The sequence below is a fragment of the Methylocystis heyeri genome, from assembly GCF_004802635.2.
GTDB classification, from domain to species: domain Bacteria; phylum Pseudomonadota; class Alphaproteobacteria; order Rhizobiales; family Beijerinckiaceae; genus Methylocystis; species Methylocystis heyeri.
Genome location: NZ_CP046052.1, coordinates 3,742,501 through 3,759,548 on the forward strand (window position 1 = coordinate 3,742,501; position 17,048 = coordinate 3,759,548).

Genomic DNA, 17,048 nt, shown 5'->3' on the forward strand with positions numbered 1-17,048 from the left:
CCATAGTGGGTGATAGCCCCGTACGGATTTCGAAGACTGCAAGATATGAGTAGGGCGGGACACGTGCAATCCTGTCTGAATATGGGGAGACCACTCTCCAAGCCTAAGTACTCCTCAGCGACCGATAGCGAACAAGTACCGTGAGGGAAAGGTGAAAAGCACCCCGACGAGGGGAGTGAAACAGTTCCTGAAACCGGATACCTACAAACAGTAGGAGCCCAAGGTTCGTCCTGGGTGACTGCGTACCTTTTGTATAATGGGTCAGCGACTTATTGTTGCGAGCAAGCTTAAGCCGGTAGGCGTAGGCGCAGCGAAAGCGAGTCTGAATAGGGCGTCGAGTTCGTAGCAATAGACCCGAAACCGAGTGATCTAGCCATGAGCAGGTTGAAGGCAAGGTAACACTTGCTGGAGGACCGAACCGGTGTCTGTTGAAATAGACTCGGATGACTTGTGGTTAGGGGTGAAAGGCCAACCAAACTCGGAAATAGCTGGTTCTCCGCGAAAGCTATTTAGGTAGCGCCTCGCATGAATGCTCCAGGGGGTAGAGCACTGGATGGGCTAGGGGGTCCCACAGACTTACCAAACCTAACCAAACTCCGAATACCTGGAAGCAATATGCGGGAGACACACGGTGGGTGCTAACGTCCATCGTGGAGAGGGAAACAACCCAGACCAACAGCTAAGGCCCCCAATTCACGGCTAAGTGGGAAAGGATGTAGAAATCCCAAAACAACCAGGAGGTTGGCTTAGAAGCAGCCATCCTTTAAAGAAAGCGTAACAGCTCACTGGTCTAGATAAGGATTTCCGCGCCGAAGATGTACCGGGGCTCAAGCCGTGAGCCGAAGCTTTGGACCCGCAAGGGTGGTAGCGGAGCGTTCCGTAATCCGTCGAAGGAGCAGCCGTGAGGCGCTCTGGAGGTATCGGAAGTGCGAATGCTGACATGAGTAACGAGAAACACTGTGAAAGACAGTGTCGCCGAAAGTCCAAGGGTTCCTGCGTAAAGTTAATCTTCGCAGGGTTAGCCGGCCCCTAAGGCGAGGCCGAAAGGCGTAGTCGATGGGAACCACGTTAATATTCGTGGGCCAGTGGAAGGTGACGCGTGGCGTAAATTGTCTGGGCTTACTGGATTGCCCGGGCAGTGAAGCCGCGCCAGGAAATAGCCTCCACATCAGACCGTACCCGAAACCGACACAGGTGGACAGGTAGAGTATACCAAGGCGCTTGAGAGAATGACGCTGAAGGAACTCGGCAATTTACCTCCGTAACTTCGGGATAAGGAGGCCTCGTTGTCGCGCAAGCGGCAGCGAGGGGCACAGACCAGGGGGTGGCAACTGTTTAACAAAAACACAGGGCTCTGCGAAATCGCAAGATGACGTATAGGGTCTGACGCCTGCCCGGTGCCGGAAGGTTAAGAGGAGAGGTGCAAGCCTTGAATTGAAGCCCCGGTAAACGGCGGCCGTAAATATAACGGTCCTAAGGTAGCGAAATTCCTTGTCGGGTAAGTTCCGACCTGCACGAATGGCGTAATGACTTCCCCGCTGTCTCCAGCGTCAGCTCAGTGAAATTGAATTCCCCGTGAAGATGCGGGGTTCCTGCGGTCAGACGGAAAGACCCCGTGCACCTTTACTGTAACTTTGCACTGGCATTCGTGTCGGCATGTGTAGGATAGGTGGTAGGCTTTGAAGCATGGGCGCCAGCTCGTGTGGAGCCATCCTTGAAATACCACCCTTATCGTCATGGATGTCTAACCGCGGTCCGTCATCCGGGTCCGGGACAGTGCATGGTAGGCAGTTTGACTGGGGCGGTCGCCTCCCAAAGAGTAACGGAGGCGCGCGATGGTGGGCTCAGAGCGGTCGGAAATCGCTCGTCGAGTGCAATGGCATAAGCCTGCCTGACTGCGAGACAGACAAGTCGAGCAGAGACGAAAGTCGGTCATAGTGATCCGGTGGTTCCTCGTGGAAGGGCCATCGCTCAACGGATAAAAGGTACGCCGGGGATAACAGGCTGATAACCCCCAAGAGTCCATATCGACGGGGTTGTTTGGCACCTCGATGTCGGCTCATCACATCCTGGGGCTGGAGAAGGTCCCAAGGGTTCGGCTGTTCGCCGATTAAAGTGGTACGTGAGCTGGGTTCAGAACGTCGTGAGACAGTTCGGTCCCTATCTGCCGTGGGTGTCGGAGAATTGAGAGGATTTGTCCCTAGTACGAGAGGACCGGGATGAACATACCTCTGGTGGACCTGTTGTGACGCCAGTCGCAGTGCAGGGTAGCTATGTATGGACGGGATAACCGCTGAATGCATCTAAGCGGGAAACCCACCTCAAAACCAGTTCTCCCTTAAGAGCCGTGGAAGACGACCACGTCGATAGGCCGGGTGTGGAAGTGCGGCGACGCGCGCAGCTTACCGGTACTAATAGCTCGTCAGGCTTGATCGCTCCCATTATCAATGCCCTCCAAAACCATTTGCTTCCCCTTGTAAATTGCTCTTAGCCGGCCTGGTGGCCTTCGGCAAAGCGATCAGACCCGATCCCATCCCGAACTCGGCCGTCAAACGCTTCAGCGCCAATGGTACTATGTCTCAAGACCTGGGAGAGTAGGTCGTCGCCAGGCCTGCTAAGCGCAATGGCTCCTTCAAGCGGCCTCAAATTCTGTTTCCAGCGGCGTTCAGCATAGAGCGCCGTTGTTTACGCGGGGTGGAGCAGCCCGGTAGCTCGTCAGGCTCATAACCTGAAGGTCGTAGGTTCAAATCCTGCCCCCGCAACCAAAATCAACAAATAACGCCAGGCGTCCTTCGGGGCCCTGGCGTTTTTCGTTGTCGGGTCTTCCACTCTGCGGTCGATCGAGGTTCAGATATTTCTATCAACGGACGCGCCCGGATCAAAAAAGCGCGCAGTCCCACTGAACTGTTTCCTGATACGAAACCCGCTCGATCGTCGATCGGCGATTTTTGCAGGGGCCGCTTCTGCGGATCGCAAGGCGATCTCGCAGAAGCCGCATCATTTGAATCGCAGCGCTTCGAGAAGAGCGGATTTAATCGCGTTTGGCGGAGTCTTTCGGTTCCGTCCGAACCCGAAAGGCTCCGGCAGACGATCAGCGCCTCTTGCCTGCTTCGATCACGTCTTCCACGGTGCGAAGGCCGGTGGTTGGGGCGTTCACAAGGACCGCCATATTTCCGGGCGCGTGCTGGTTCTTCCACATTTTGGTGTGCGCCAGCGGGATCTTGTCCCAGGGAAACACTTCCGACATGCACGGATCCACGCGTCGGTCGATCACGAAGCGGTTGGCGGCAGCCGCCTGCTTCAGATGCGCGAAATGCGAGCCCTGAATGCGCTTCTGCCGCATCCAGACGTAGCGCGCGTCGAAAGTGAGGTTGAACCCCGTGGTTCCGGCGCAGAAAACGACCATGCCGCCGCGTTTGACGACCAGGCAGGAGAGCGGAAAGGTCTGCTCGCCGGGATGTTCGAAGACGATATCGACGTCCTTCTTGCCGGTGATATCCCAGATCGCCTTGCCGAACCCGCGGGCCGCCTTGGTCCAGGCGTTGTATTCCGGGGTATTGACCTTGGGCAGCTGGCCCCAGCAGCCGTCGAAATCCTTGCGGTTGATTACGCCCTTGGCGCCGAGGGACATGACATATTCGCGCTTGCTTTCATCGGAGATGACGCCGATCGCATTGGCGCCGGCCGCCGCGCAAAGCTGCACGCCGAACACCCCCAGCCCGCCCGAGGCCCCCCAGATGAGGACGTTGTCGGAGGGCTTGAGGCGATGGGGCTCGTGGCCGAACAGCATGCGATAGGCGGTGGCGAGAGTCAGCGTGTAGCAGGCCGATTCTTCCCAGGTGAGGTGCTTCGGCCGCTCCATGAGCTGGCGATCCTGAACCCGGCAGAACTGGGAGAAAGATCCGTCCGGCGTTTCATAGCCCCAGATGCGCTGCGACGACGAAAACATAGGGTCGCCGCCGTTGCATTCTTCGTCGTCGCCGTCGTCCTGGTTGCAGTGAACCACGACTTCGTCGCCGACTTTCCAGCGCTTGACCTTGGAGCCCACCGCCCAGACGATTCCGGCCGCGTCCGAGCCGGCGATGTGATAGGGGTGCTTGTGGGCGTCGAGGACGGAGATGGGTTCGCCGAGCGCCGCCCAAACGCCATTGTAGTTCACGCCGGCGGCCATCACGAGCACGAGCACGTCATGGCTGTCCAGTTCCCAAGTCGGCGCCACCTCGAGCTGCATCGCCTCTTCGGGCGGTCCGTGCCGTTCCTTGCGGATCACCCAGGCATACATGTTCTTGGGCACATGTCCGAGCGGCGGGATTTCGCCCATTTCATAGAGGTCTTTGGCTTCGCTCAATTTGCGTCTCCTCGAGGGACGTTATTTTTCCGGCCCGGCGGCCCGAAGGCCGCCGATTTCGGGCGCTATTCATATACGCCCTGCTTTCGCCTGAACAGGGTGTTCAACCCCTGGCGAGCTTTCCGCTCGAACAGAATCGTTCGAGCGACAAGAAATCGCGCAAGATCAAAAAACGGGGCGCGTTCTTCTCGCAAAAGTCAGTCAACTTTTGCGGTATGCGCCCTGGAACGCATTCCGCCGAAGCAGAGATGCTCTTGCACTTAGAATACGCTCAAACTCCCTGATCCGGCGCGGTTTCTCAACGAGCGGCGATTTGCGCCTTGTCCGCGAAGCCTCTTGATCGCGCGTATGGTTTACGAAGCCCAGGGCCGCCGGCGCCGGGTTGGCGCTGGAACGCTTTTGGTCTAATCACCGGCTGCGCCGTCGCGCCCGAGGAATGCACGCATGTTTCCCACACCCGTTTCCGCTCTCGAGCCGAATACTTTCGAATATGAAATCCTTCCGCTGGTGAAGCCGACCGGCTTTCGGGAATATGACGCGCGCTGGCTTTTCGAAAAAGAGCTGAATCTCATGGGCGTGCAGGCGCTCGGCCTCGGCCTCGGCACGCTGCTTCATGAAATGGGCGTTCCGCTCGAGCTCGCGACCGGACATGACTTCCGGGCCTATTCGGCCTCGATAAAGCTCGCGATGGTGACCGGGCTGATGGGCGCCGGCGTCCATGTGCACGACATCGGCCTCGCTCTCTCGCCGATGGCTTATTTCGCCCAGTTCGAGCTCAATGTTCCGGCGGTCGCGATGGTCACCGCCTCGCATAACGACAACGGCTGGACCGGCGTGAAAATGGGTGCGCAGCGCCCCGTGACCTTCGGGCCGGAAGAAATGTCGCGCCTGAAGGAAATTGTCCTCTCCGGCAAGTTCCGTCAGGCTGGCGGCGGCTCCTACCGCTTTCACCAGAACTTCGGCGCGCGTTATCTCGACGATCTCGCCAGCGGCGTGAACTTCAGCCGCAAGATGAAAGTGGTGGCGGCCTGCGGCAACGGAACCGCGGGCGCTTTTGCGCCGCAGTTGCTGGAGCGGCTGGGCTGCGAGGTGATCCCGCTCGACGCCAAGCTGGATTACACTTTCCCGCGCTACAATCCCAATCCGGAAGATCTGGAGATGCTTCACGCCATCGCCGACAAGGTGCGGGAAACCGGCGCCGATGTCGGCCTTGGTTTCGACGGCGACGGCGACCGTTGCGGGGTGGTCGACAACAACGGCGCAGAGATCTTCGCCGACAAGATCGGGGTGATGCTGGCGCGCGATCTCTCCAAGATCTATCCCAACGCCCGCTTCGTCGTGGATGTGAAATCCACCGGACTTTTCGCCAGCGATCCAGTCCTGATCACGCAAGGTGCGACCACCGACTACTGGAAAACCGGACATTCCTACATCAAGCGTCGGGTCAACGATCTCAAGGCGTTGGCGGGTTTCGAAAAGTCGGGGCATTTCTTCTTCAACGCGCCGATCGGGCGCGGCTATGACGACGGATTGCTGACGGCGATCCATGTCCTCGAAATGCTCAACCGCAACTCCGACAAGACGATGGCGCAGCTTTACGCCGATCTGCCCAAGACCTGGGGCTCGCCCACCATGTCCCCGCATTGCGCCGACGAGGTCAAATATGGAGTCGTCGAAAAGGTGACGGCTCGCTTCCAGGAAATGAAGGACAAGGGCGTTCCGTTCCTCGGCGGTCCGATCAGCGATCTCGTCACCGTCAACGGCGTGAGGGTTTCCGTCGCCGATGGAACCTGGGGCCTGGTGCGCGCCTCCTCCAACAAGCCGGAACTCGTCGTCGTCGTCGAAAGCCCGGCTTCGGAAGCGCGCCTGCGCGAGATGTTCGCCTCGCTGGACGCCGTGCTGCGGGAAAACCCCGAGGTCGGCGCCTATAATCAGACCATCTGAGGCGACATCATGTCTCTCGAACGATCGCGCACGAGAGATATGCGCGTGAGCGTCGGGCGCCGGTCTGCGCCTTTCGCTTATCTGGCGGGCGCGTCGTCAGCGACGGATGCGGTGGCGAATTCGCCGAAATCATTAGCCGAGTGCAATTCGCCGAGCAGTCCCTGCCGTTTGGCTTCGTAATAATAGCCGCCCGCATAAAGCCGGATCGCTCGGCGCTCGTCGCCCTGGGCGACCCTATAGGCGTTTGCGAGATAGGCCGTTGCATAGGTGAGATTGGTTTCGGGATCGAGCAGGCCGCGGGCCGGCCCCGAATATCCCATGCTCCGGGCGGTTTCGTGCCTGATCTGCATGAGGCCCCAGAAAGGCCCGTGCTTCACTTCCGGGTTATATTTGCTTTCTCGCTGGACGACGGCGTGAACCAGAGACTCCGGAATGCGATAGGTCCTGGCGTAATGCGAAATGCGCCGATCCAGCGCCTCATGAGGGGAAGGCGTCGCGGACTGCTCTGGCGATACCGCTTCCGCCATATAATCCGGTCGGCCAGTCGCATTGCAGCCGCAAAGGACGAGCAGAGAAAAAGCGGCGGCGATCCGCATTGATGTCATTTTGAACCTCCGCGCGAATGATATTCGATGTAGCCCGGCAAATCTGGACGACTCCAGCCAAAACCAAAAAACGTGGCTTGGCGCGATCGAGAATTTCCGTTTCTGACCGAACCGTAAATTCTCTAAGATTCCTTATTCGATCGGGTTTTCACGAGAAGCGGCATCCGCTTCGCTCGAAAACCCTCTCATGGGCGAGAAAATTGCTGCGGCGCATAAGGGCCGGCAGATTATTCATGCGCCAGGCTTGCGGCCTTTTCAAGGCCCCGCCGCTCTACCGGTTCTAAGCCTCGTCGAACAGCTGTTGAAGCGCGCGAAGGCTGGCCGGTTTGGTGATCAGGCGGTCGAATCCCGCTGCTCGCACGCGTTCGAACGCCTGCTCCGGCCCCCAGCCGGTAAGCGCGACGAGCTTGACGCCGCGACCTTGTGGCGATGCGCGTATGAGCCGCGCCGTTTCGTAGCCGTCCATCCCGGGCAAGTCGAGATCCAGCAGAACGATGTCTGGATTGAACGACGTCAGCATATCCAACCCCGTCGCGCCGTCATAGGCCGCACGCACCATGGCGCCGGCCGTCTCCAGCAACATTTGAAGGCTCTCGGCCACGTCGCGATTATCTTCGATCACCAGCACGCGGAGCGTCGTGCGGAGTTCATGGGGAGCGCTTCCCTGGGCCGTTTCGGCGCCGCCTCGGGCAACAGCAGGCAACCGCACGATGAAGGATGAGCCCTTGCCCGGTCCTTCGCTGTGCGCCTCGATCGTTCCGCCATGAAGCTCCAAAAGGCGTTTCACGAGAGCGAGACCGATGCCGAGTCCGCCTCCGCGCGGCCGCGCGATCTTACGATCCACCTGAGTGAAGAGATCGAATATTCTGGGCAGCATGTCCGCGGGAATGCCGAGGCCGTTATCGCTCACCAAGACGACCGCCTCGGCGCCGCGAGGCTCCGCCGAAAGCCGGATAGCGCCCCCATGCTGCGTATATTTCGCCGCATTGTCGAGAAGGTTGGCGAAGACCTGGGCAAGACGCACGGGGTCGCCGTAAACCGACATTGGGGTCTCCGGAAGAGAAACCTCCAGCTTGTGCGCGCCCATTTCGATGTTTCGCTGCGCCACCTCGACCGAATGCCGCAGAATTTCTCTTAGATCGACGGTTTCTCTCTTCAGCCCGATCTTGCCGCAGGAGATTCGCGACAGGTCGAGCAGGTCATCGACCAGGTGCAGGAGATGAGTCGTTTGCCGATCGACCATCGACAGCAAGGCGACGCTGCGCTCTTTTTTATCGAAATCCGGCAGCTGGCGCCTTAAGAGGTATGCGGCGTTTTTGATAGGCGTGAGCGGGTTGCGCAGCTCATGAGCCAGAGTGGCGATAAACTCGTCCTTGCGTGTGTCCGCCTCACGCAGTTTTTCCGTCGCCTCCAGCAGGCGCTGCTCCGCCTCGACGCGCTCGGTGATGTCGGTGTGGCTGATGACGACTGCGCCGGGCCGCCAGTCCGTCCGGGCCGCATGCATGACAAACCACAACATTCGATCAGGCGTCTGGCAGGGATATTCCAGCGTGAAATCACGACGTTTCCCGGCAAGCAGAGCGAGAAGTCCTTCAAGGACCGCCGAGGCGACGGGGTCTCCGGCGGCAGCCGCCGGGCGGATGGCGCCGAGATAATCAACCCCTGCGGAATTTGCGCCGGGAGCGACGCCGTTTTCCCGGCCGAAGCGCAGCCAACGTTCATTGACGGCCAGCACTTTGCCAGCCTCGTCGATAACCGCGACCTCATGCGCCAGTGAGTCGAGAATTCCCCTTATCAAGTTGTGACGGGCCCGTTGCGCTGCGGGTATATGCCGGGTTCCCGCAAGCGGGAGCGGCGCCGATCGGGCGCCGTCGGAGTTCCCGGAACGAAATTGGCGAGACTAAAGGTCAAGCTTCTCCCCGGAGCGATGCTTCCGCCGTCGGCGGCGCTAGTCGAGCAGGCCGCCCAGTCGAGCCGAGGGCTTGATGATGAACCACCGCTGCGCGTGAAGCAAGCGCGCGGCAAAGGCGCCGGAGGGGTCTCCCCGCCGCGGTCGCAGACTGGCGTGACGCCTCCCATGCTCTATCTGTACCATCGCGGCGCGACGGCGCAGAACGAAAGACCAGAAAACCGGTCGATCACGCCTGGGACGAGGACAGGTCATGGCTGGGCGGAACGACCAGGAGGTCGCCGGGCAGGTTCTCGAAATCATTCGCGCCCTCGTCGGCGAGCTGCATCCCAATTCGGTCGACGTTCGTCTCATACGCCTCGACAGCGACCTCGACCGCGATCTCGCGCTCGACAGTCTCTCGCGCGCAGAATTGCTCACGAGGCTCGGCCGCCGTTTCGGGGTCCGTCTTTCGGAAGATATTCTCGGATCAGCCGCCAGCCCTGCCGACCTCGTGGCCGCCGTCATCGATGCGGCGCCTGCGGCGACGGGGGTTTCAGCGAGCGTGCAGCGAGAGGAGCCCATCCGCGCAAGCGTCGAGGAGCCGGTCGAGGCGCAAACGCTGATCGAAGTCCTCGCAGAGCACGCCCAGCGGCGCGGCGAACGCAAACATGTTCTGTTGCGGCGAGGCGCAGAGCCGCCTCAGACGCTCGCCTATGGCGAACTTCATCGGGAAGCGCGCGCCGCGGCCGGCGGTCTCGTCGAGAGCGGAATAGCGCCTGGGGATCGCGTCGCGATCATGCTGCCGACGAGCCGCGATTTCTTCGTGGCCTTCTTCGCCGTGCTGTTCGCGGGCGCTATTCCCGTGCCGATCTACCCGCCGTTTCGGCTGCCTCAGATCGAGGAGCATCTGCACCGGCAAGCCGGGATATTGAACAATGCCGAAGCGAGCGCGCTCATCACCAGCGACGACATTCGCATCGTCGGCAGATTGCTGTTCGGCCTGGTCGGCAGCTTGCGGCGCATCGCCACTATCGCCGAGCTGGGCCGGGGCGCGGAGCTGCCGGCTCCCCTGCCGGCGACGGCGGCGACCATCGCCTTGATCCAATATACCTCGGGCAGCACCGGCGATCCCAAAGGCGTGGTTCTGTCGCACGGCAATCTCCTTGCGAATATCCGCGCCATGGGGGCGGTTCTGGAGGCTTCGTCCAACGACAGGGTCGTAAGCTGGCTTCCGCTGTATCATGACATGGGACTGATCGGCTGTTGGCTGGGCAGCCTGTATTACGGCGCTCCCGCCATGATCCTGTCCCCGCTCTCGTTTCTCGCCGATCCGGCGTCCTGGCTTCGGGCGATGCACGAGCACCGGGCGACGATTTCCGCAGCCCCGAATTTCGCTTTCGAATTCTGTCTCAAGGCTGTCGACGCAGCCGCCGTCTCCGATCTCGATCTTTCTTCTTTGCGCGCGCTTCTCAACGGAGCCGAGCCGGTCAGCCCGATCACGATCGATCGCTTTACAAAGAAGTTCGCGGTCTGCGGCTTCCGGCCCGAAATGATGACGCCCGTCTACGGACTCGCTGAAAATGCGGTAGGACTCGCATTTCCGCCGATCGGAAGACCGCCCCGGATCGATCGGATCGATCGGCGCGCCCTCGACGCCGAGGGAATCGCCCGCGCGGCGGACCCGGGCGCCGCCAACGCCGTTACGCTCGTCGCCTGCGGGCGCCCGTTGCCGCATCATGAAATCCGCGTCGTCGACGGCGCCGGACTGGAACTGCCCGAACGCGGAGAGGGACGTCTGCAGTTCAGGGGGCCTTCCGCGACGAAGGGCTATTTCCGGAACGTCGAGAAAACCACCGCCCTTTTCGACGGCGACTGGCTGGAGACCGGCGACCGCGGATATATCGCGGGCGGCGACGTTTTCATCACGGGGCGCATCAAGGATCTGATCAAGCGCGGCGGACGCAATATTTATCCGCAGGAGCTCGAGGAGGCGGTCGGGTCCCTGCCCGGGATTCGAAAAGGCTGCGTGGCGGCCTTTCCCAGTCACGACGCCCGCGCCGGCACCGAGCGGCTGATCGTCATGGCCGAGACCAGGGAGACCGATCCCGCGAGGCGCGAGGCCCTGCGCAAAGCCATCGCCGAGAAATCGCAGGCTTTGCTCGATCTCGCCCCCGACGAGATCGTGCTGGCGCCGCCGCATACGGCCCCCAAGACCTCCAGCGGAAAAATACGCCGTTCGGCGGCCCGGGCGATTTTCGAGGCGGGAATCTCCGAGGGCGCGAGATCGCATCCGCGCTGGCAATTGCTGCGCGTCGCCATCGCCGGCGCGGGACCGAGGCTGAGGCGGGCGCTATCCAATCTCGCAGCCATGGCCTATGGCGCCTATGTCTGGTGCGCGTTGATGGCGATCGCCGCCTGGGTTTTGCCTTGCGTGTTTCTGGCTCCGAAATCGCTGCGCCATCGCGCATTGCACGCCGGCGCCCGCGGCTTCTTTCGCCTCGCCGGCATTCCTTTGAACGTCGATTTCCAATCGGCTTTGCCGGAAGCAAAGGCCGTCATCGTCGTCAACCATGCGAGCTATCTCGACGGCGTCGTGGTCGCGGCGGTTTGCCCGGGCGCGATCGCCTTCGTCGCCAAGGAGGAACTGGCGCGGCAAATCGTGGCCGGAACTTTCCTGCGCAGGCTCGGCGCGATCTTCGTGCGCCGCACGGATCCGGCCGGCGGGGTGGCCGACGCCAGAAAAGCTCTGGAATCGGCCCGGACCGGCGCCCTCCTGGTCTGGTTTCCCGAGGGGACGTTCTCGCGCATGCCGGGGCTTCTGGAGTTTCATGTCGGAGCCTTTTTGACCGCCGCGCAACTCGGTCTGCCGATCGCGCCGCTCACGATATGCGGCACGCGCTCGATTTTGCGGGCCGATTCCTGGCTGCCGCGACGCGGGGAAATCTCCGTTCATGTCGGAGCGCCGCTCTATCCGGCGGGAGAAGGGTTCGACGCGGCGATGGCGTTGAGGCGGGCGGCGCGGGCGGAGATTCTCGCCCATTGCGGAGAGCCGGATCTCGCCCACGAGCGCGTTGCGCTTCCGGGCTGATGGTTCGGGCGAGAATTCGGAATGGCCGCTGGCGTTCCGCCCTCTTGCTGCGGATCAGGAAGCGTAACAAGAAAGCTTCGGCTCTCTCGTCCGCCCCGATTTGGCCAGGAAAGTCCCGATCGGCTGCGGCCGGCTGACCAGATATCCCTGGATTTCGTCGCAGCCGGCTCGTCGCAGCAAGCGTAACTGCGCTTCGGTCTCAACGCCTTCGCCGGTGGTCTTCATGTTCAGGTCGTGCGCCAGTTCGATGATCGTCCTCACGATCGACGCGGTCTCGGGCCTCGTGACCGCTTCCTGAACGAAGCTTTTGTCGATCTTGATCCGATCGACCGGAAAAGCGCGCAAATGCGAAAGGGCCGAATAGCCCGTTCCGAAATCGTCGAGCGCGATCGTCACGCCCAACGCCCTGATTTCATGGAGACAGGCGGAAGTGATCGCGCCTTCGGCCAGAAACGACGATTCCGTGATCTCCAGTTCGAGCCGCCTCGGCGCCAATCCCGAGGAAGCGAGGGCGTGGGCGACCTCCAGCGCAAAGCCGGGTTGTTCCAGCTGGGTAGGAGAGAGATTGACGCAGACCCGCATCGGGCGAGGCAAAGCGGCGGCGAGAGCGCAGGCCTCCATCAACACCCATCGCCCGATGTCGTTGACGAGGCCGGCTTTTTCCGCAACGGGAAGGAAGCTCCCGGGCGCCAGCAGCCCCTCGCGCGGATGGCGCCAGCGGAGAAGCGCTTCGAAACCGCTGATCTCGCCGTCGGCGAGATCGACCATGGGCTGAAAATAGAGTTCGAATTCGTTCTTCGCCGACGCTTCGCCGAGTTCCTGTCTGATGCGCCGGTAGTTCGAGGTCTGCGCCTCCATGTCGGGGTCGAAGATGCGGAAATGGCCCCGGCCATTGGCTTTGACTTCGTACAGGGCGAGATCCGCCCTTTTCATCAATTCACAGAGGTCCGTCCCGTTTTCCGGGGCTCGGGCTATGCCGACGCTGACGCCGATCGCCAGCGAGGCGCCTTCGAGATCGAGGGAAGGTTCGAGGGCTTTGATCATCCGCGCCGCGAGTTCTTCCGCCTCCGCTACGGAGCCGCTCGAGGGCTGAACGACGGCGAATTCATCGCCGCCGATGCGGGAAAGGAATTCTCCCGCCTGCAGCGCGGAGGAAATCCGACCGGCGACCTCTTTCAGCAAAAGGTCTCCGGCGCGATGCCCGAGCGTGTCGTTGACTTCTTTGAAATTGTCGAGATCGATGCAGAAGACCGCCGCTCCTTCGCCACCCGCGAGGGCGGCGTCGAGCGCCAGCCTGCCGTGATGCTCCAGCGAAGCGCGGTTCGCCGCGCCGGTGACGGCGTCGAAATAGGCCAGCCGGTGAATGGCCGCCTTTCTTTCTTCCTGTTCCAGGGCTATTGCGCACAGATCGACGCAGGCGGCCACGATCGCTCGGTCCAGCGGGCTCGCTCCTCGGCAGGTCCGATAATAGAAGGCGAAAGTGCCGATGACGCGCCCGCTGGCTGCGTGAATGGGCGACGACCAGCAGGCGCGCAGGCCGAGAGGCAGAACCACCTCGGCGTAGGCGGCCCAGCGAGGATCGCTCGAAATATCCGAGACCTCGACCGGTTTCCCGAAAAAAGCGGCCGTGCCGCAGGAACCGACCTCCGGGCCGATCGGCAGGTTGTCGATCGCCCGCGACAGTTGCTGAGGCAGGCTGGGGGCGGCGACGGGATGAAGCTTTCCATCCTCATCGACCGAAAGCACAGTGCAGATGGCCTCGGGGGCAAGTTGTTCGGCGCGCAGGCAAAGCTCGTCCATAACGCGCCCGAGCGGTTCGCCGCGCGCGAGGTTTTCGAGCACCCGACGCTGCAGCGTGCGAATTTGCCCCATTACCGGGTCGTGACAACCGCTGCAGTCGAGTTCGAACATCCTGCTACCCGTCTCGATTCCGTTCGAACGGAAAGCGCGCTGGACCGGCCTGCGCCCGGAGCCCTCTGGCGCGTCTTCGCTTCTTCCTGGTCCCGGCCGTCGAGCCCCGCAGTTGCGGGGCGTTCCAACTTTTTGATCGAGACCGATTTTCTCGCTCGAACAGCGCATTCGGGCGGAAAGCGCGCGAGCTTTCGGAGGAATTATTAGCCGCCATTTACCTACGGATTATTTAAAACCAATGATTCCATTTACTTTATGGATCAGGGTAGGCCGAAGCCGAGCGAGCCCCGGTTCAAGGGTCCAGGTTCGAGAGCGCCTCCGCCAGGCGCCGGCGCGCCGCGCCGACGTCTCCGGCTTTCGCCTGCAGTATCGCTTCTCGAACCTCGGCGAGGGAGCGGGAGGCGGGGAGCCCATCGTCGTCCTCGTCGGAAAAATTGGCGTCCATGACAAGCAATATCCATATGCCGACAACCTTGAGGGCGAGAGGATCGGAAATCCAGTCCGCCGCGCCTTGATAAGTGAAAGACCCTTGGGGGGCGCCGTGTAAGACCTCCTCGTCTGCGGCGGCTTCGCTTCCTGCTGCGTCGATCAGCGCCTGGCGGAGCCATTTCGCGAGCCATCGATGATATTCATCGTCCGTGGTCATATTCGCGCCCTTTGCTCGGGCAGGGGTGTTTCGAGCGCATCATCGCCGGTCGGACCGAAAGCGGAAACAGCGGATCTTGTCGGGAGCGGGCCGTTCCCATTCGCTCACGAAAGGGGGCGCTACGAGCGTTTTTCGGACTGCTTCGAAAGCAGATATGGCGGGGGGGCCGCCAAATAAAGCCGGGGCGGGGTCGGTCCGGCGTCCGCGGCGCAATTTTCATGATTCGCCGCGGATCATTTTGATGATCCCGGAGAAATCGGCGCCCCCGCCATCGCTGGCCGCATAGGCCTCGTACAGGCGTTCCGCCATCGCGCCGAGGGGGGCGGAGGCGCCGGCCGAGGCGGCCGCCCGTTGCGCGAGGCGCAAATCCTTGAGCATCAGCGCAGCGGTGAATCCCGGCCGATATTCGTTGTTGGCGGGAGACGAAGGCGTCAGGCCCGGCGCCGGGCAATAGCTGGTCATCGACCAGGACTGGCCCGAGGACGACGAGACGGCGTCGAACAGCGCGCGGTGAGAAAGACCGAGCTTCTCGCCGAGAACAAACGCCTCGCAGGTGACGATCATCGTCGCGCCGAGGATCATGTTGTTGCACAGCTTCGCCGCCTGTCCGAGGCCCGGGCCGCCGCAATGGAGCGCCTTGCGCCCCATTTTTTCCAGAACCGGCCCGGCCGCCTCGAAAGCCGCGGTCTCGCCGCCGCACATGAAGGTCAGGGCGCCGGCGGCTGCTCCTGCGACGCCGCCGGAAACCGGCGCCTCGAGCGAGCGCAGCCCCAAGGAGTGTGCCGCCTCGTGCATTTTTCGCGCGCTCTCGATGTCGATGGTGGAGCAGTCGACGAACAGGGTCTCCCTGCTTGCGCGGGGCAGGAGCTCGGTCCAGACCTCCAGAACTTCTTTCCCGGCGGGAAGCATGGTGACGACGACATCCGCGCCCTCGATCGCGTCCTTCGCGCCGGGAACGACCGTGACGCCGTTCCCGCTCGCCTTGTCCCTGCAGGACGCCGAGATGTCGAAACCCCGCACCGCGACGCCGGCTCTCGCGAGAGTGGCGGCCATCGCCGATCCCATCGCGCCGAGGCCGATAAATCCGACCTTGATCATCTTGCCCGATCCTTTTTCAGGACATCGTCGGCATGAGGAAGCCCGCGCCGCCGTCCTTGCCGGCTGCGCCCCATCTCGAGGTCACGGTTTTCGTTCTTGTATAGAAGCGGAAGGAATCCGGCCCGTGCTGGTTGAGATCGCCGAAGAAGGAACGCTTCCAGCCGCCGAAACCGTGATAGGCCAGCGGCGTCGGTATCGCGACATTGACGCCGACCATCCCGACCTGGACGCGGGAAGCGAAATCGCGCGCCGCCGCGCCGTCGCGCGTGAATATGGCGACGCCATTGGCGTATTCGTGACCGTTGACCAGCGCGAGCGCTTCCTCGTAATCCGCCGCGCGCAATATGCAGAGCACAGGGCCGAAAATTTCCTCCCGGTAGATCCGCATGCGGGGGCTCACCTTGTCGAACAGGCAGGCGCCCATATAAAAGCCGTTCTCGTAACCTTCGAGCTTGAACGCGCGCCCGTCGACAAGAAGCGCGGCGCCTTCTTCTACGCCGAGCGCCACGTAATCTTTCACCCTTTGAAGATGAGCGGCGCTGACCAGCGGTCCGAAATCGCAGTCTTCCTCAGTCGAAGGCCCGATTTTCAGCGCTTTCACGCGCGCGGAGAGCCGGTTCGCCAACGCTTCCGCCGTGGCTTCGCCCACCGGAACGACGACCGAGATCGCCATGCAGCGTTCCCCGGCTGAACCATAGGCCGCGCCGACCAGAGCTTCCGTCGTCTCGTCGAGGTCGGCGTCGGGCGTCACCACCATATGATTTTTGGCCCCGCCGAAACACTGAGCGCGTTTTCCCGCAGCGCTCGCGCGGGCAAAGACATATTCGGCCACTTTGGTGGAGCCGACGAAGCCGATCGCCTGCACCAAGGGGTCGCCCAGAAGCGCATCCACCGCGGCCTTGTCGCCCTGGATCACGTTCAGGGTTCCGGGAGGGGCGCCCGCTTCCATCATCAGTTCGGCGAGACGGAGCGGCGCACCCGGATCGCGCTCGGACGGCTTGAGCACGAAGGCGTCGCCGCAGGCGAGCGCGGGACCGAATTTCCACATCGGGATCATGGCGGGAAAATTGAACGGCGTTATTCCCGCGACGACGCCGAGCGGCTGGCGCATGGAGTAGATGTCGACGCCCGCGCCTGCGGCGTCGGAATATTCGCCTTTGAGCAGATGAGGAGCGCCGATGGCGAATTCCACCGCCTCCACGCCGCGCTGAATTTCGGCGGCGGCGTCGGCGACGGTTTTGCCATGTTCCCGCGCCAGCAATTCGGACAGGCTGTGTTTTTCCCTGCCGACGAGCTCCACGAATTTCATGAGGACGCGCGCGCGCCGCTGGGGGCCGAACGCGGCCCAGACGCTTTGGGCGACGGCCGCATTGGCGACAGCCGCATGGGCTTCCTCGGCCGAGGCCATGGGAATGCGCGAGATGATTTTTCCCGTCATCGGCTCGAAGCCGTCGAGGAAGCGGCCGGACGCCCCTTTTATGTGCGCGCCGCCGATGAAATGGGTGAGTTCCTTCATG

The 17,048-nt window shown here is 62.0% G+C and carries 9 protein-coding genes, 1 tRNA gene and 2 rRNA genes (1 of these 12 running past the window's edge); 5 read left to right on the forward strand and 7 right to left on the reverse strand.

Features of this window, described 5'->3' with window-relative positions; translation table 11 throughout:
- The 3 genes from H2LOC_RS16860 to H2LOC_RS16870 all read left to right on the forward strand — a co-directional run.
- Positions 1 to 2,436 (forward strand): 23S ribosomal RNA (locus H2LOC_RS16860) (it extends 534 nt beyond the left edge of the window).
- A gap of 59 nt (positions 2,437 to 2,495) precedes the next feature.
- Positions 2,496 to 2,611 (forward strand): 5S ribosomal RNA (rrf, locus tag H2LOC_RS16865).
- 77 nt (positions 2,612 to 2,688) lie between these two features.
- Positions 2,689 to 2,765, forward strand: a tRNA-Met gene (locus H2LOC_RS16870).
- A 326-nt stretch (positions 2,766 to 3,091) separates the two neighbouring features.
- Here H2LOC_RS16870 and ccrA read toward each other — a convergent pair.
- A complete protein-coding gene (gene ccrA, locus H2LOC_RS16875) occupies positions 3,092 to 4,348 on the reverse strand; it encodes a crotonyl-CoA carboxylase/reductase (protein WP_154331698.1) in 1,257 nt (418 codons plus the stop codon).
- Positions 4,349 to 4,792: 444 nt separating this feature from the next.
- Between ccrA and H2LOC_RS16880 the strand changes: the two genes are divergently transcribed.
- Positions 4,793 to 6,292, forward strand: a complete 1,500-nt coding sequence (locus H2LOC_RS16880) for a phosphomannomutase/phosphoglucomutase (RefSeq protein WP_136497520.1) — start codon at positions 4,793 to 4,795, stop codon at positions 6,290 to 6,292.
- 77 nt (positions 6,293 to 6,369) lie between these two features.
- Here H2LOC_RS16880 and H2LOC_RS16885 read toward each other — a convergent pair whose 3' ends face one another.
- Together H2LOC_RS16885 and H2LOC_RS16890 are read right to left on the reverse strand one after the other, a co-directional pair.
- Complete coding sequence (locus H2LOC_RS16885) at positions 6,370 to 6,897, reverse strand: lytic transglycosylase domain-containing protein (RefSeq protein WP_136497519.1); 528 nt, start codon at positions 6,895 to 6,897, stop codon at positions 6,370 to 6,372.
- Between the two features lie 280 nt (positions 6,898 to 7,177).
- Positions 7,178 to 8,695: a hybrid sensor histidine kinase/response regulator gene (locus H2LOC_RS16890; protein ID WP_136497518.1), complete on the reverse strand. Its 1,518-nt coding sequence runs from the start codon at positions 8,693 to 8,695 to the stop codon at positions 7,178 to 7,180.
- Positions 8,696 to 9,059: 364 nt separating this feature from the next.
- Between H2LOC_RS16890 and H2LOC_RS16895 the strand changes: the two genes are divergently transcribed.
- The gene (locus tag H2LOC_RS16895; RefSeq protein ID WP_136497517.1) at positions 9,060 to 11,876 is read left to right on the forward strand and encodes an AMP-binding protein; all 2,817 of its coding nucleotides are present in this window, start codon (positions 9,060 to 9,062) and stop codon (positions 11,874 to 11,876) included.
- Positions 11,877 to 11,930: 54 nt separating this feature from the next.
- Here the strand turns inward: H2LOC_RS16895 and H2LOC_RS16900 are convergent, their stop codons facing one another.
- From H2LOC_RS16900 to H2LOC_RS16915, 4 genes are all read right to left on the reverse strand, one after another.
- Complete coding sequence (locus tag H2LOC_RS16900) at positions 11,931 to 13,787, reverse strand: putative bifunctional diguanylate cyclase/phosphodiesterase (protein WP_246206869.1); 1,857 nt, start codon at positions 13,785 to 13,787, stop codon at positions 11,931 to 11,933.
- 292 nt (positions 13,788 to 14,079) lie between these two features.
- Positions 14,080 to 14,433 carry a hypothetical protein gene (locus tag H2LOC_RS16905; protein WP_136497515.1) on the reverse strand — a complete coding sequence of 118 codons (354 nt, stop codon included), beginning with the start codon at positions 14,431 to 14,433 and terminating at the stop codon, positions 14,080 to 14,082.
- A 216-nt stretch (positions 14,434 to 14,649) separates the two neighbouring features.
- Positions 14,650 to 15,531 carry a 3-hydroxyisobutyrate dehydrogenase gene (gene mmsB, locus H2LOC_RS16910; protein WP_136497514.1) on the reverse strand — a complete coding sequence of 294 codons (882 nt, stop codon included), beginning with the start codon at positions 15,529 to 15,531 and terminating at the stop codon, positions 14,650 to 14,652.
- 16 nt (positions 15,532 to 15,547) lie between these two features.
- The gene (locus H2LOC_RS16915) at positions 15,548 to 17,047 is read right to left on the reverse strand and encodes a CoA-acylating methylmalonate-semialdehyde dehydrogenase (RefSeq protein WP_136497513.1); all 1,500 of its coding nucleotides are present in this window, start codon (positions 17,045 to 17,047) and stop codon (positions 15,548 to 15,550) included.
- Position 17,048: the final 1 nt, after the last annotated feature.

What these genes read in the sequence shown, in the direction of transcription:
- H2LOC_RS16880 (WP_136497520.1), top strand. Translation starts at nt 4,793, where the DNA reads ATGTTTCCCACACCCGTTTCCGCTCTCGAGCCGAATACTTTCGAATAT.
- H2LOC_RS16885 (WP_136497519.1), bottom strand. Translation starts at nt 6,897, where the DNA reads ATGACATCAATGCGGATCGCCGCCGCTTTTTCTCTGCTCGTCCTTTGC.
- H2LOC_RS16895 (WP_136497517.1), top strand. Translation starts at nt 9,060, where the DNA reads ATGGCTGGGCGGAACGACCAGGAGGTCGCCGGGCAGGTTCTCGAAATC.
- H2LOC_RS16900 (WP_246206869.1), bottom strand. Translation starts at nt 13,787, where the DNA reads ATGTTCGAACTCGACTGCAGCGGTTGTCACGACCCGGTAATGGGGCAA.
- H2LOC_RS16905 (WP_136497515.1), bottom strand. Translation starts at nt 14,433, where the DNA reads ATGACCACGGACGATGAATATCATCGATGGCTCGCGAAATGGCTCCGC.
- mmsB (WP_136497514.1), bottom strand. Translation starts at nt 15,531, where the DNA reads ATGATCAAGGTCGGATTTATCGGCCTCGGCGCGATGGGATCGGCGATG.
- H2LOC_RS16915 (WP_136497513.1), bottom strand. Translation starts at nt 17,047, where the DNA reads ATGAAGGAACTCACCCATTTCATCGGCGGCGCGCACATAAAAGGGGCG.